Genomic DNA, 13,953 nt, shown 5'->3' on the forward strand with positions numbered 1-13,953 from the left:
ATTTGGATGTCCGAGAACCACGACGCCATCGTCACCGACGCGAAGGATGAGGGCGCCTGCCCGGTCGCGCACGTGCGCGCGGCCCACCCGACCCAGGGCGGCGGCAACCGCCAGTGGTGGCCGGAGCGGCTCAACCTGAAGATCCTCGCGAAGAACCCGGCCGTCGCGAACCCCCTCGGCGACGACTTCGACTACGCCGCCGCCTTCAACGCCCTCGACCTCGCGGCCGTCAAGCGCGACATCGCCGAGGTGCTGACGACCTCCCAGGACTGGTGGCCCGCCGACTTCGGCAACTACGGCCCCTTCATGGTCCGCATGGCGTGGCACAGCGCGGGCACCTACCGCATCCACGACGGCCGCGGCGGCGCCGGCGCCGGCCAGCAGCGCTTCGCGCCGCTGAACTCCTGGCCCGACAACGGCAACCTCGACAAGGCCCGCCGTCTGCTGTGGCCGGTCAAGAAGAAGTACGGCCAGAGCATCTCCTGGGCCGACCTGCTCATCCTCACCGGCAACGTCGCCCTGGAGACCATGGGCTTCCAGACCTTCGGCTTCGCCGGCGGCCGCGCCGACGTGTGGGAGCCCGAGGAGGACGTCTACTGGGGTCCCGAGTCGGTCTGGCTCGACGACAAGCGCTACACCGGTGACCGCAACCTGGAGAGCCCGCTCGGCGCCGTCCAGATGGGCCTCATCTACGTCAACCCCGAGGGCCCCAACGGCAACCCCGACCCGCTGGCCGCCGCCCGCGACATCCGCGAGACCTTCCGCCGCATGGCCATGAACGACGAGGAGACCGTCGCCCTCATCGCCGGCGGCCACACCTTCGGCAAGACCCACGGCGCGGGCCCGGCCGACCACGTCGGCGCCGACCCGGAGGCCGCCTCGATCGAGGAGCAGGGCCTCGGCTGGCGCAACACGTTCGGCACCGGCAAGGGCGCCGACACGATCACCAGCGGTCTCGAGGGCATCTGGACGACCAAGCCCACCCAGTGGACCAACGACTTCTTCGAGATCCTCTTCGGCTACGAGTGGGAGCTGTTCAAGAGCCCCGCCGGCGCCAACCAGTGGCGTCCGAAGGACGGCGCGGGCCAGGGCACCGTCCCCGACGCCCACGACCCGGCCAAGCGGCACGCCCCGACGATGCTGACGACCGACCTCGCCCTGCGCGTCGACCCGATCTACGAGCAGATCTCCCGCCGCTACCTGGAGAACCCCGCCGAGTTCGCCGACGCCTTCGCCCGCGCCTGGTACAAGCTGACCCACCGCGACATGGGCCCGGTCGTGCGCTACCTCGGTCCCGAGGTCCCCAGCGAGGTGCTCTTCTGGCAGGACCCGCTCCCCGCGCGCACCGGTGACCTGCTCTCCGACGCCGACGTGGCGGACCTGAAGGCCAAGATCCTCGACTCGGGCCTGTCGGTCCCGCAGCTCGTCTCGGCGGCGTGGGCCTCGGCCTCCTCCTTCCGCGGCAGCGACAAGCGCGGCGGCGCCAACGGCGCCCGCATCCGCCTCCAGCCGCAGATCGGCTGGGAGGTCAACGACCCCGACCAGCTCGCCAGCGTGCTCAGCACCCTTGAGGGCATCCAGGCGTCGTTCGGCAAGCCGGTCTCCCTGGCCGACCTGATCGTGCTGGCCGGTTCGGCCGCCGTCGAGCAGGCCGCTCGCGACGCCGGTTACACCGTCGAGGTCCCGTTCACCCCGGGCCGCGTCGACGCGACCCAGGAGCAGACCGACGTCGAGTCGTTCGCCGCCCTGGAGCCGACCGCCGACGGCTTCCGGAACTACTACGGCAAGGGCAACCGCTACCCGGCGGAGTACCTGCTGCTCGACCGCGCCAACCTGCTGACCCTGAGCGCGCCCGAGATGACCGTCCTGGTGGGCGGCCTGCGTGTGCTCGGCGCCAACACCGGCCAGTCGGCGCAGGGCGTCTTCACCACCCGCCCCGGCACCCTGACCAACGACTTCTTCGTCAACCTGCTCGACCTGGGCACGACGTGGAAGTCGACGTCGGAGGACCAGACCTCCTTCGAGGGCCGCGACGCCGCGACCGGCGAGGTCAAGTGGACGGGCACCCGCGCCGACCTGGTGTTCGGCTCGAACTCCGAGCTCCGTGCGCTGGCCGAGGTCTACGCGAGCGACGACGCCGGCGAGAAGTTCGTCGCCGACTTCGTGAAGGCCTGGGTCAAGGTCATGAACCTCGACCGGTTCGACCTGGTCTGACCTGACATCTGACAGGGGCCGGCCCGCGATCCACGCGGCCCGGCCCTTTCGGCGTGCCGGGGTGTTCCTCAGTCGAGCCAGGTGACGCGGACGACCAGCACAAGTTGGAGATGGTCGGCGACGATGAAATTCAGGAAGCCCCGGCCGCCGAACAGGTCGAGCGTTCGCAGCCCTCCGCCGTGCAGAGGGCCTCTGCCCGCGGTGGCCGCGTCCCGTCCCAGAATCGCGAGTTGATCGCCCAGCCGTTCGACCTCGGCGAGGACCGGGGCGGGCAGCCCGTGGGCGACGCTTTCCTCGTCGGGGTCGTACTCCCAGGTCCAGGCGTCACTCATCGGCGGCGTCACCACGGGCGGCGTCGGTGATGGCGCGGATCTCGGCCAGCAGGACCGTCACCGTCTGCCGGTCGGTGGCGACGGCCACCTGCCGCTCCAGATCGTGTAGGCGGGCGGCCGTGGCGGGGTGGCGGTGGATGGCCACGAACTCGGCCCATTGCCGGAGGAACCCGAGAAGCGGTGCGACGGTACTTTGCCGCGCGGCCTGCTCCGTCGCCTGATCGAGATGTTCGACGAACTGACCCAGATGAGCGGGGGCGATCTGGGCCACCGCGGCCCGCAGCGCCGCCGTCGTCATCGGCGGTTGAGGGATGAGGGCCTCGTCATCGTGACGCGGAGTGGACATCGGCGACCTCCAGCTGGGAACTCATCTCACCGTATCGCCGTCGGCCGACGCTGTTCAGGCACTTGACCGGGTGCCGCCGCCCTCGTAGCGGCGGCGCATGATCGGGCCCGCCGCGAACACGTGGCCAGTCGACCTCGACGCTTCGGACGGCTGGAGATCGGCGTCCGCTAGACCGTGCCCCACACGATCGGAGCGGCCAGCACCTCGGGGAATTTGCGTTCGGCGTATTTCACGTACTCGTCGATGTGGGCGGCCATGGCCTCGGCCGACTTCTCCGGGGAACGATCGCGGATGGCCTCGTAAATCTTCACGTGGGCGCGGTGGACGGCCGAACGGCGCACTTCCGGATAGTCGATTCCGATGGCCGAACCGTCGAGGATTCCCAGTAGCGCGTCGATCAGGTAGCCGAACATGGTGTTGCCGGAGCCGTGGGCGATGATGTCGTGGAATCGTTTGTTCTCGGCCAGGAACACGCTCTGGTCGGAGAGGCCGGCGCGCATGTCGTCGACGCTCGACTTCAGCGCCGCGAGTTGTTCGTCGGCCATTCTCTCGGCCGCCAGCCGGGCCATCATCGGCTCCAGTGCCGCGCGGGCCTCGGCGACCGTGCGGAAGGGGGCGTTCTCGAACTGCAGGAGCAGGGTCAGCGTGGTGACGAGGCTGGTCGCGTCGGGTTGCTGGACGACCGGGCCGCCGCCGGGGCCGGGCTTGAGCGAGAGCACACCCTGGAGTTCGAGGAAACGCAGCGATTCCCGGAGGGTGCCGCGGCCGACTTCATAGGTGTCGAGCATGGCGCGTTCGGGAGGAAGACGGTCGCCGATCGTGTTGCCCCGGCGGTTGATGTCCGCCACGATGCGCTGCGCGACCAGCATGGCCGTCTTCTGCGGACGCAGTGACACCTGAGCCATTTCTCATGACCTCCGAGAGCGAAACGCGATGACGCCCTCGCTCGAGGACGGCTTTGGGATTTCCACCCATGAGGGAGACGCCGTCACAACTCGGGCCCCGTTAGTTTCTCACATACGGGATGAGGCGGAGCATCAACCTTTTATCTCGTCCATTTGAGAATGAATCGATGCGCATGATTCGTGGCGGTGCTGCCAGCGCGGGACCGGACGCAGCCGGGTCAGCACCAGCGTGACGGCCACGGCCGCGACCGGGAGGCACATCGCGGTGAGCCAGCTCGTCATGGCCATGTGCCGGACCGTCTCCACCCGGCCGTGGACGAGCACCACCACGGCGAACTGGGCCAGCGCGGCCCCCGGGAGGACCACCGCCAGGCGTCCCGTCGCCTTCTCCGACGGGGTCAGGGAGCGGCGGCGCACCACCAGCCATCCGGCCCCGGCCGTCACGATCCAGAGCACCGGCACCAGCAGCGGGCCCGCGCGGAAGACCTCCCAGATCGCCGAGTAGACGGTGATCCGGTGCTCCTGCCCGCCCTCCGGCTTCCCCGCCCCTTCCGGGTAGGAGCCCAGGTAGTTGGGACGGAGTCCGGCGACGCCCTGGAGACCCCAGCCGACGGTACGGATCAGGTGCCACGGATGCGTCGCGTAGAACCCGGCGACCCGGAGAGGGGAGGGGTGGGCGGTGCGGTGATACCGGTCGGCGAAGGAGACCCAGGCCGCGTCGTCGCGTGACAGGCCGGCGGCCGGGGCGAGCGCCGGGTCCAGGCCCAGCGACGCGAGGTCGGCGGCGGCCGTGGGGTCGTCGTGCAGGATGGTCTGGAACACGGCCCTGTGGTCGTCGAACCCGGTCTCGGTGACGACGTGGAAGACGCCGAGACCGGCGATCCAGGTGGCGACCATCAGCGCCACGATCCGGCGGCCCGGCACCCAGAGCAGCGCGAACGCGATCACGGGCACGAACGTCACATACTCCGGCCGCGCCCCGATCACGAGCAGCGCCGGGACCGCCGTCGCCACCACCCTGGGCGCCGTCGGCCGTTCCCACACCAACAGCAGCGCCACGACGAGGAACCCGGCCGCCACGAGCGCGGTCGGTTCGGCGTGGGGAGAGATGAGATACCCGGCGAACGCGGCGTCGGCGTACAGGAGCCCGACCGCTGAGGCGAACCCCGCCCGGACCAGCGGCCGTCCCGGCACGACGGCGACGAGCAGCCCGCAGACCACCCCGACGAGCAGCCCGAACACGACCCCGAGCGCCCGCAGGTCGAGCGCCCCCGGGTAGCCGAGCAGCGGCGTCAGCCACTTTCCGGCCGCCTGCGCGAACAGGGCGGTCGAGAACTCGGGCGGGCAGCTCTCGCCCGTCCACGTGTGCGCGATCCAGGCCGGCTGTACGTGCTCCCACCCGGCCAGCGCGGGGTTGCGGAAGTTGGCCAGCCCGAGCCGGCAGGGCAGGTTCTCACCGAACCCGGCAAGCCCGACATGTCCCCCGAGAAACAGCCGAACCTGCATGACCGCCGCCCACACGACCCCGACCACCACCGCCACCTGCGGGTACCGCCGAACCCCGGCCTGTCGGGTATGTGGGGTCCGAGTCCGATCGCCGCCCCGACGTGCGAGCGGCGAGGACAACCCGCGCTTCCGAGGTCTGTCGCCCGGGCGTCTCCAGCGCGAAAGCAGCCGGGTCAACCCCCGCTTCCGTGGTTCGGCGGTTTCGGGATAGCGGTCGCCCCATGCCACCGGGCCGTCGGTGTTCTGCTGGTCGAGGGTCATGCGGCCATTCCCTCGCGCAGGGTGCCGACCGTGATGTGGTGGCGTTCCTGGCCCACCCAGCACGACCGGTCCGGGCCGAGGCGGATGCGCAGGCCGCGTAGCCGTCCGGCGAACATCGCCGCGTTGGCGCGGCAGCGGTTCCTGGTCAGGCCCTGGGGTTCGACCCACTCCCACTCGTGGGGGAGTGAGCACTGGACGTCGCGGCCGTCCAGGTTGCAGCGGCGGATGGCCGCCGACTCCGGGCGGTTCATGATGCCGCGCAGCGGGGCCGTCAGGACCGGGCCGCCGTTCGGGTGGGTCGTCGGGACCAGCAGGTCGCAGCGGAGGGTGCGGTCGCCGGCGGCCCACTCGTCGGGGGTGGGGACCTTGCCCCAGACCGAGACGCCCCACTGGGCGTCGTGCGGGCCGGCGGCCAGGTAGGGGCGGATCGGGCGGTAGTCGCAACCGGCCGTGACCATCGGGACCAGCAGCTCGTGCGGGGGGCGGATCGGGGTGTCGGCCAGCGGGCCGGACAACCGGGTGACCAGGTAGGTCTCGGTCTGGTGCGGCTGGGTGCACGGAACGGGTGGCCGGACGTCGCTCAGGGCGTACAGCTCCTCCGGCTGGGACATCACGTGGCAGCTGCCGACGGGCATGGCCGCGCTCGGGTGCGTGGTCGCCGGGGCGGCGCACGCCGTCGCGACCAGCAGCACGGTGAATCTGCCCCAGAGAAACACGGTCTTGCCCACGGGACCTCCTGGGGGCGTCAGGGAAAACTCGCGGCACCGTAACAAGCCGACCAGTCCGGGGGCGCGGAGGACGCGCGGTGACTGACCCTGCCGAGTGAGCCGTCACGCGCGGCTGAGGTGGCCGGACCGGCGCGAGGGCTAGGTTGCAGGTCGTTCTAGAGGGGGGAACATGGCCGTTCGGGTAGGCCTTTCGGGGGTGCTGGGGGCGCTGCTCCTGGCGGTGCTGCTGATCGACGACCGGATGCGGGGCTGGGAGGCGGTGCTGGCCTCCCACGTGGTCGCGCTGGTGGCGCGGACCGAGACGGCGGTCAACTCGGTGATGGCGGTCATGTCGTTCAACGAGGAGACCGGTGACGCGGTCGGGTTGCGGATCTCGCCCGAGTGCACGTCCGGGTTCCTGATCGTGCCGCTGCTCGGGGTCACGATCCTCATCCTCTGGTTGTCGCGGCGGACGAGCGTCTGGCCGCTGGTCGCGCTGGCCGTCGCCGTCGTCATGCTGTTCGCGACCAACCAGGTGCGCATCCTCGCCCTCGTGGTGCTGATCAAGGGGCTGGGCTTCGACCCCGGCTACTACTGGGGGCACACCATGGTCGGCTCGGTGATCAGCGTGTTCGGCATCGGGGCGGCGCTGGTGGCGTACGTGCTGCTGACGATGCGGGGGGTGCGGCGCTGATGGGCTACCTGCTCGGGCTGACCCAGGCGTTCGCGCTGTTCCTCAGCGTCACCTTCCTCACCTACGTCCTGACGATCGTCCGGCCCTATCTGCGGCAGCGGCCCGACCCGGCGGGCAACCCGGCCGCGTTCGAGTGGCACCTGTTCATCCCGTGCCGCGACGAGGCCGCCGTCATCGGGCCGACCCTCACCTACCTGCGCGAACGGTTCTCCCACGTCAACGTGTGGGTGGTGGACGACGCCTCCGACGACGACACGGCCCGCATCGTCGAGGAGATCGCCCGGGACGACGCCCGGATCCACCTCGTGTCGCGAAAGCGCCCGGAGGCACGGACCGGGAAGGGCGACGCCCTGAACGCCGCCTACCACGCGCTCGACGACTTCCTCCCGCCGGACGCCGACCGCACCCGGCACGTGGTCTGCGTGCTGGACGCCGACGGGCGGCCCGCCCCGAACATGCTGAGCGTGTGCGCGGGCGAGAAGTTGTTCGCCGACCCGGCGATCGGGGCCGTCCAGATCGACGTGTGGATGATCAACCGTGACGACAGGAACCCGTGCCCGGAGCGCGGCCGGTTCCGGAACGCGTTCGGGCGGCTGCTGGTCCGGATGCAGGACCTGGAGTTCCGCGGCCCGATCTCGGCCATCCAGCTCGGCCGGCGGCGCAGCGGAACGGTCGCGATGGGCGGCAACGGCCAGCTCACGCGGCTGAGCGCGCTCGACAAGGTGGCCGGTGCGGGAAGACGACCGTGGGGCGGCTCACTGCTGGAGGACTTCGAGCTCGGCGTGCAGCTCCTGCTGGCGGGGGAGCGCAACGAGTACACCCCCGACACATGGGTCGAGCAGGAGGGCCTCTGGTCGTTCCGGCGGCTCATCACCCAGCGCACCCGCTGGGGGCAGGGCACCATGCAGTGCGCCAAGTACCTGCCGCGGATCTGGCGGTCGGCCCGGTTCAGCAGCCTCGGCGCGCTCGAAGTGCTCTACTACCTGGCGCAGCCGTGGATGCAGCTCCTCGGCACGCTCGTCTACCCGATCCCGATGATCTATCTGGCCGGCCGCGTGATCGCCGACCCGGCCAGGATGACGTGGTGGCTGGCCGAGGGCGGCTGGATCCTTTTCGCCATCTACGGCACGTTCGGCATTCTGCCGTTCCTCATCTGGGGGCCGCTCTATTGGTGGCGCTGCGAACCCCGGGTGGGGCTGGGCAAAAGCCTGCTCTATGGGATCGCGTACGCGATCTACGTTTACAACTTCTATCTCACGTCCTGGCGCGCGTTCTGGCGGATCACTCGCGGCCGGAGTGGCTGGGCGAAAACCCGGAGAAACGCCGAGACCCATGTCGCGGGCACACCGGTGGCCCGGGAAATGTGAATCCCGGGCCATTTCGGCGGCTATCGCACCTTGTGCATTCTGAACAACAAAGCGCCGCCCACGATCAGGACGGCCGCCAGCGCGATCAGCACGGCCAAGGGAATTCCGGTGAACGGCAGAACGGCCAACGGGACGCCGGTCTGCCAGCGGGGGCCGTGCCCCCAGGATCCGTACACGATGACACCTCAGTTCTCGGAGTGGATGAGTTCGGCGCACGCCCTGGCCACGCGGGCGGCGGCGTGGCCGTCGCCGTAGCGGCAGGGGGCGACGTGCCTGACCCGGCCGGCCACGGCCGACTGGAGGAACAGGCCGGCGGTCTTGGTGACCAGTTCTTCGTCGGTGCCGACCAGGTGGGCACCGCCGTCGTCGAGGGCCTCGACGCGTTCGGTGGAGTCGCGCATGACCAGCACCGGCAGGCCGAGCGCGGCGGCCTCCTCCTGGACGCCGCCCGAGTCGGTGATCGCCAGCGCGCTGACGGCCAGCAACCGGGCGAACTCCCTGTAGGGCATCGGCGGCACGCACCGGATGTTGGCCCGGGGCCGCACCACCTGGTCGAACACCTGGCGTACCGCCGGGTTGAGATGGGTGGCGACGACGAAGTCGACGCCGGGATGGCCGGCGGCGAGCCGGTCGGCGACGCGGGCGACGCGCCGCATGGGCTCGCCCCACGACTCGCGCCGGTGCGCGGTGATCACCACCACCGGCCGGTCCCGGGGCGTGGGCCGGTCGGCCAGCACGGCGGCCAGCGCGTCGATCACCGTGTTCCCCGTGACCAGCACCCGATCGGCCGGGATGCGCTCGGCGAGCAGGTTCGCGCGGGCCGAGGCGGTCGGCGCGAGGTGGAGGTCGGCCAGCGGCGCGATCAGCCGCCGGTTCGCCTCCTCGGGGAACGGGGTGAGGCGGTGGCTGCGCAGCCCCGCCTCCACGTGGGCGACCGGGATGCGCCGCAGGTAGGCGGCCAGCGCGCCGCCGAACGCCGACGTCGTGTCTCCCTGGACGACCACGAGATCAGGTCTGAGCCGCCCGAACACCTCGTCGAGCCCGAGCACGACCTCGGCGGTCAGCACGGGCAGCGTGGCCGCATCGCGGCGCAGCTCGTGGGACACCGCGGCCTCGAACAGCGCGAGCACCTCGCCCACCACCGCGCCGTCGTGCTGCCCGGTGTGCACGACGTCGACCCCGGCGAAGGCCCGCAGCTCCCGGATGACCGGCCCGAGCTTGATCGCCTCGGGCCGGGTGCCGACGACCACGCAGACCCGGCTCACCAGCCGCTCCCGGTGCGCGCGTCGCCGAGCACGACCGCGATGGCGTGGGCCCGGTCGCGTGCGCCGATCTTGCGCAGGATCGACTTGACGTGGGTCTTCACGGTCTCGTGGGCGATGCAGAGCCGCCCGGCGATGGCCCGGTTGTCGAGGCCCAGGATGATCTCCTCCAGCACTTCGTGCTCGCGCGGGCTGAGGCCGAACCGGGTGCGGTGGCCCCCGCGCCCGGCGGCCGACCGCCCGAGCCGGTCGTCGACGATGACCTGGCCCTCGGCCACCCGCTCCAGGTGGAACAGCAGGTCCTCCAGCGGCGAGGACTTCAGCAGGTACGCGTGCGCCCCCGCGTCGAGCGCCGCGCGCGCCAGGTTCACGTCGTCGACCGAGGTGAGCACCACCGGCATCACGCCGGGATGCTCCAGGCCGATCCAGCGGCACAGTTCCAGGCCGCAGTCGTCGCCGATCCGCGTCTCGCAGATCACGATTTCCGGCATAAGCCGAGAAATTATTCGGCGGCCTTCCGCCCCGGTCATTGCGGAAGCGGCGACCGTGAATGCGGGGGCCTGCCGGAGAAACGCACGCAATGCGAGATGCGCGAGCGGACCTTCGTCGACGACGACGATCTGGCACGTTTCCCGGCGGACGGCTCCGCGTGTCCCCATTTCGGCTCCTGTTCTTCGACGCTCAATGTAACGAGCGAATCGAGCCGGGCGCGGGCCACAACACTCACTCTCTGGAGTGAACTGACAGGTCCCTTACCGTTTCACCCTCGGCCCACGAATAACTTGGAGCGTCACCGACTTATACAAGAAGCCCGCGGAGGGCCCGCACATGTTTCTCGGACGTACTTTCGCCGTTTCCCTGGCGGCGCTCACGGCGCTGCTCGCGGGGACGACGAGCACCGCCCACGCGAGCGACGACACGGTCAACGCCTACGGCGCCTCGATCACCCTGCCGCTGGGGCTCAGGTTCCGCCCCGCGCCGGAGGCCGAAGCCGGCAACCCGGCCGCGGAGGTCGCCTCGATCAACGTCGGCACCGTGTCGACCGGCGCGGTGGCGGTGGAGGTCGAGCGGAAGACCGCCGTCGGGACCGAGTCGGCGCGGGCGTCGGTCGACGGCCTGAACGCGGCCCTGCTGGGCGTCGGTTTCACCGCGGGCTCCGTCCGGGCGGAGTGCACCGCGGTCGCCGGTCAGCCCACGACGGGCTCGACGACGCTGGCCGACGCGCGGGTGCTCGGCACCACCCTGGACAGTAGCCCCGCGGCGGGCACCACGTTCCTGTTCCCGCCGCTGCTGCCGCTCGTCGAGGTCCGCCTCAACGAGCAGATCCCCAACGCCGACGGCAGCCTGACCGTCCACGGCATGCGCGTGCGCGCGTTGTCGGGTGACGGCGACGTCATCCTGAGCTCGGCGACCTGCGGCCCGGCCACCCTCGACGCGCCGAGCGACGCGCCGCTGGCCTCCGGCGCCGGCCTCTATATGGCCCTGGGCCTGGCCGCCGCCGGTGGCGGCGCGATGCTGCTGCGCCGCCGCCGTCGGTTCGGCTGATCGAAGGGCGCCCCGGCGGGAGCGCCCTGTTTCATTTCGGCACGTAGAGGGCGAACCAGGAGTAGCCGAAGTCCTTGTAGTAGCGGGCCCGGTAGTGTCTCTGCAGGTTCAGATAACCCGGGTCGGTCTCCACGAAGGCGCTGTTCTGGTGTTTCCGCCCGCCGGACACCACCCACACCCGCTCGGCCTCTCCGGTCAGTTTGATCAGTTTCTGGTACGGCTCCGCGTACACCCCGACGAACCACTCATAGGTGGGATCGACGTACAGCACCCGATCGCCCGGCCGCACCCGTTCGGACAGCGCGGCGGCCATCGACCGCAGGTCGTCGGGCCGGTGGTCGGGTGCCCGGAGCCACAGGTGCTTGGGCACCGTCAGCGCGACGAGCAGCGCCAGCGCGACCCACGCCAGCGGCCTCGGCCGCAGCCGGTCGAGCCCCGCCCCGGCCAGCAGGGCCAGCCCGGGGAGGGCGAACAGCACGTAGCGGGGGCTGTAGATCGGGTAGACCAGCGAGACCAGCATCGACAACGGGATCAGCAGCGCCCACGCCCCGGCCACCCGGCCCAGCGCGCCCCGCGCCCCGAAGGCGGCCAGCCCCAGCAGCGGGATGATCGCCCACCTGCTGCCCATGACCTCCTGGGCCAGCGTCGGCAGGGCCGCCCACGTGGGCGCATGCAGCCAGCCGAGCTGCACGCCCCGCTGCCCCGCCGCCAGCGCCGCCAGGGGCGCCAGCCCCGCCGCCGCGATGAGCATGGCGCGCAGGAAACGCCGCCGGTCGGGCGCGACGAACACGTGCGCCACCACCAGCAGCAACCCGTAGACGTGCGACCACCCCAGCAGCACGATCACGACCGCGTAGAGCACCTGGTTGCGCCGGGTCACCAGCAACCAGGTCGCCAGCACCGCCAGCGCGGTCACGATCGCGTACGACCGGACCTCCTGCGCGTACCGCGTCACCATCGGCAGCGCCGCGAAGACCAGGCCGGCCAGCAGGCCCGCGCGGGCGGAGGCCAGGTGGCGTCCGATCGCGGCGACGCCGTAGGCCGCGGCGGCCGTCGCGAGCACCGAGGGCAGCCGGAGCGCCGGCTCCGACGTGGAGATCCACGCCACCGGCCGCAGCAGCAGGTAGTAGAGGGCGTGCACCCGGTCCATGTGGCCGAGCAGGTCCCACAACTCGCCGATCGGCCGGGAGGCGGCCAGGGCGGAGACCGATTCGTCCCGCCAGAACGACGGCACCCAGACGTTCCACAACCCGACGGCAAGCGCGACGGCGGCGGCCGTAAGTTCGGCGCGGCGCCTGGTCAGCGGCGCGACGGGCGTTTCGGTCAGGGTTATGGCCATGGCGCCAATTCATACCACTTGACCGGAATCATGTTATGAACGTACGTTCATGAACATGCGTTCATACATCGTGAACACCCACCAGGCCGAGGCCTGGAACGGCTACGAGGGCGCCCACTGGGCCGCCCACCACGACCGCTACAACGCCGTCAACGACGCCTTCAACCCGTTCCTCCTCGGCGCAGTCCGGCCGGGCGACCGCGTCCTCGACATCGGATGCGGCACCGGGCGTACCACCCGGCTGGCCGCGCGCACGGCGGCCTCCGCCACGGGGATCGACCTGTCGGGGCCGATGCTCGCCACCGCCCGCGAGCTCACGGGCGGGGGAGGCGTCACCTTCGTCCAGGGCGACGCGCAGGTCCACCCGTTCCCCGATTCGTCGTTCGACCTGGCCCTCAGTAGATTCGGGATCATGTTCTTCGGCGATCCGGTCGCCGCCTTCGCCAACATCGGCCGGGCCCTCGCGCCGGGCGGGCGGCTCACGTTCCTGTCGATGCGCGGCTACGGCGACCTGGCCCAGGTCGTCTCGGCCCTCGGCCTGCCCGCGCCCGAGCCGGGCACCGGCCCCCTCGCGCTGGGCGACGCCGAGACGGCGGGCCGCGTCCTCACCGAAGCCGGCTTCGCCGACGTCGTCGCCCGCCCGGTCGACGCGCCGCAGAACTGGGGCGCCGACGCCGCCGACGCGGCGGCGTTCCTGGGGGCCTGGGGGCCGATCCGGCACCAGGCCGGAGACGGCGCGGCCGGGAGGCTGCTCCCGGCGCTGCGTGCCTTCGAGACCCCCGACGGCGTGCTGCTCAACGGCGAGGCGCTGCTGGTCGGCGCGGTGCGGCCGTGATGGCGCCGCGCCGGGCGCGGGCCGTCGAGGCCGGGGTGGACCTGCGCGACCACCTGATCGGCGCCGCCGCACGGCTCATCGCCCGGCGCGGCACCGGCGGCCTGACCGTGCGCGAGATCGCCCGGGAGGCCGAGGTGGCCACCGGGGTGCTCTACAACCACTTCGCCGACAAGGAGGAGCTGCTCGCCCTCGGCCTCCACGGTCACGTGCGGGCCGCCGAAGCGGATCTGCCGCCGTTGCCCGCCGACGACGAGGAGGTGGGACGGGCGCTGCTGGCGTACACGAGAAGGGCCCTCGACCTGCACCTGGCCATCGTTCCCGCGTTCGCGAACCTGGCGCCCGAGGTGCTCGAACGGTTCACCGCGCTCGGCAACCCCGCCGCCGGCGGGCAGGGGCTGCGCGACCAGCTCGCCGCCTTCCTGCGGCGGCGGCAGGAGGCGGGGGACGTCGCGGCCGGCGCGCCGGTCGAGGCCGTCGCGACGATGATCATCGGGGCCTGTCACGAGGTCACCCTGCGCGCCCCGGCGGTGGTGCCCGAGGGGTTCGCCGACGACCTGGTCACCATCGTCCTCGGTGGGATCCAGGTGCGGTGACGAAGCCCGCGATACAGTCGTGTAATGGTGCGAAGCTCGTTGGGGTG

Annotated in this window: 15 protein-coding genes; 6 read left to right on the forward strand and 9 right to left on the reverse strand. The window is 71.4% G+C overall.

Annotation, left to right across the window (positions count from 1 at the left end):
• Positions 1–6: 6 nt before the first annotated feature.
• A complete protein-coding gene (katG, locus tag GT755_RS26665) occupies positions 7–2,214 on the forward strand; it encodes a catalase/peroxidase HPI (RefSeq protein WP_161482361.1) in 2,208 nt (735 codons plus the stop codon).
• A gap of 68 nt (positions 2,215–2,282) precedes the next feature.
• On the opposite strand, the gene GT755_RS26670 is transcribed toward katG, so the two are convergent.
• The 5 genes from GT755_RS26670 to GT755_RS26690 all read right to left on the reverse strand — a co-directional run bounded on the left by GT755_RS26670 (position 2,283) and on the right by GT755_RS26690 (position 6,292).
• A complete protein-coding gene (locus tag GT755_RS26670) occupies positions 2,283–2,546 on the reverse strand; it encodes a hypothetical protein (RefSeq protein WP_161482362.1) in 264 nt (87 codons plus the stop codon).
• The gene (locus GT755_RS26675; protein WP_161482363.1) at positions 2,539–2,892 is read right to left on the reverse strand and encodes a DUF6247 family protein; all 354 of its coding nucleotides are present in this window, start codon (positions 2,890–2,892) and stop codon (positions 2,539–2,541) included. Before GT755_RS26675 ends, GT755_RS26670 begins: the two co-directional genes overlap by 8 nt.
• Before the next feature lie 167 nt (positions 2,893–3,059).
• Complete coding sequence (locus GT755_RS26680; RefSeq protein ID WP_030451737.1) at positions 3,060–3,797, reverse strand: FadR/GntR family transcriptional regulator; 738 nt, start codon at positions 3,795–3,797, stop codon at positions 3,060–3,062.
• Between the two features lie 132 nt (positions 3,798–3,929).
• A complete protein-coding gene (wsfD, locus tag GT755_RS26685) occupies positions 3,930–5,330 on the reverse strand; it encodes a glycan biosynthesis hexose transferase WsfD (protein ID WP_161482364.1) in 1,401 nt (466 codons plus the stop codon).
• A 230-nt stretch (positions 5,331–5,560) separates the two neighbouring features.
• Complete coding sequence (locus GT755_RS26690; RefSeq protein ID WP_161482365.1) at positions 5,561–6,292, reverse strand: septum formation family protein; 732 nt, start codon at positions 6,290–6,292, stop codon at positions 5,561–5,563.
• Positions 6,293–6,461: 169 nt separating this feature from the next.
• Here GT755_RS26690 and GT755_RS26695 point away from each other — a divergent pair, with 169 nt between their 5' ends.
• Positions 6,462–6,965 (forward strand): exosortase/archaeosortase family protein, encoded by a 504-nt coding sequence (locus GT755_RS26695; RefSeq protein WP_161482366.1) that lies wholly within the window; start codon positions 6,462–6,464, stop codon positions 6,963–6,965.
• Positions 6,965–8,332 (forward strand): glycosyltransferase family 2 protein, encoded by a 1,368-nt coding sequence (locus tag GT755_RS26700; protein WP_161482367.1) that lies wholly within the window; start codon positions 6,965–6,967, stop codon positions 8,330–8,332. The genes GT755_RS26695 and GT755_RS26700 overlap by 1 nt, the downstream gene beginning before the upstream one ends.
• A 20-nt stretch (positions 8,333–8,352) precedes the next feature.
• Here GT755_RS26700 and GT755_RS26705 read toward each other — a convergent pair whose 3' ends face one another.
• Genes GT755_RS26705 through GT755_RS26715 form a run of 3 tightly spaced genes read right to left on the reverse strand, consistent with a single transcriptional unit; the run spans position 8,353 to position 10,253 of the window.
• Entirely contained in the window at positions 8,353–8,508 is a 156-nt protein-coding gene (locus GT755_RS26705; RefSeq protein WP_161482368.1) for a hypothetical protein, read from the reverse strand.
• A gap of 9 nt (positions 8,509–8,517) precedes the next feature.
• Positions 8,518–9,597, reverse strand: a complete 1,080-nt coding sequence (wecB, locus tag GT755_RS26710) for a non-hydrolyzing UDP-N-acetylglucosamine 2-epimerase (protein ID WP_161482369.1) — start codon at positions 9,595–9,597, stop codon at positions 8,518–8,520.
• The gene (locus GT755_RS26715; RefSeq protein ID WP_161482370.1) at positions 9,594–10,253 is read right to left on the reverse strand and encodes a LuxR C-terminal-related transcriptional regulator; all 660 of its coding nucleotides are present in this window, start codon (positions 10,251–10,253) and stop codon (positions 9,594–9,596) included. The genes wecB and GT755_RS26715 overlap by 4 nt, the downstream gene beginning before the upstream one ends.
• Positions 10,254–10,422: 169 nt before the next feature.
• Between GT755_RS26715 and GT755_RS26720 the strand changes: the two genes are divergently transcribed.
• Positions 10,423–11,139, forward strand: a complete 717-nt coding sequence (locus tag GT755_RS26720; RefSeq protein WP_161482371.1) for a choice-of-anchor P family protein — start codon at positions 10,423–10,425, stop codon at positions 11,137–11,139.
• A gap of 31 nt (positions 11,140–11,170) precedes the next feature.
• On the opposite strand, the gene GT755_RS26725 is transcribed toward GT755_RS26720, so the two are convergent.
• Entirely contained in the window at positions 11,171–12,478 is a 1,308-nt protein-coding gene (locus GT755_RS26725; RefSeq protein ID WP_161482372.1) for a hypothetical protein, read from the reverse strand.
• A 55-nt stretch (positions 12,479–12,533) separates the two neighbouring features.
• Here GT755_RS26725 and GT755_RS26730 point away from each other — a divergent pair, with 55 nt between their 5' ends.
• Positions 12,534–13,313: a class I SAM-dependent methyltransferase gene (locus GT755_RS26730; RefSeq protein ID WP_161482373.1), complete on the forward strand. Its 780-nt coding sequence runs from the start codon at positions 12,534–12,536 to the stop codon at positions 13,311–13,313.
• Positions 13,313–13,906, forward strand: coding sequence for a TetR/AcrR family transcriptional regulator (locus GT755_RS26735; RefSeq protein ID WP_235967475.1), 594 nt, complete (start codon positions 13,313–13,315; stop codon positions 13,904–13,906). Before GT755_RS26730 ends, GT755_RS26735 begins: the two co-directional genes overlap by 1 nt.
• The last annotated feature ends 47 nt before the right edge of the window (positions 13,907–13,953 follow it).

The sequence above is a fragment of the Herbidospora solisilvae genome (assembly GCF_009901565.1).
GTDB lineage: Bacteria > Actinomycetota > Actinomycetes > Streptosporangiales > Streptosporangiaceae > Herbidospora > Herbidospora solisilvae.